This is a genomic window from Mesorhizobium sp. M8A.F.Ca.ET.218.01.1.1, assembly GCF_004791165.1.
Taxonomy (GTDB): Bacteria; Pseudomonadota; Alphaproteobacteria; order Rhizobiales; family Rhizobiaceae; genus Mesorhizobium.
The window spans coordinates 1-354 of sequence record NZ_SRUZ01000092.1 but is presented as its reverse complement, the minus strand read 5'-3'; the positions used below and the strand labels follow the sequence as shown (position 1 = coordinate 354).

1 pseudogene is annotated in these 354 nt (G+C 62.1%); it reads right to left on the bottom strand.

The annotated features are described in order from the left end of the window. Positions 1-159: 159 nt before the first annotated feature. Positions 160-354: pseudogene (locus tag EN861_RS34525) on the bottom strand (EamA/RhaT family transporter); the annotation flags it as partial.

Genomic DNA, 354 nt, shown 5'->3' with positions numbered 1-354 from the left:
CTGATGGGATCGACCTGATGGGATCGACCTGATGGGATCGACTGGGTAGAGTCGACTGTTAGTCGACTGCTTTTCACACGCAGAAACGGTCTGAATGCACTCGGTCGCCGCGCTGGTCGACTGACAGTCGACTCTACCCATGGTCCGTGCAGGTGGTTTTCATTCTGCAGGCTTGGCCGCTGCTGAGGCGGCCGCACTTGCGGCGCGGCGCGACAGCACGGCTTCGCGATGGGCGATGTAGGCGTTGGCGGCCAGGATGATGCCGGCGCCGATGATCGTCCAGCGGTCCACGCTTTCGTTGAACAACAGCCAGCCGCACAGCGTCACCAGGGGCAGCTGCAGGAAACTGATCGG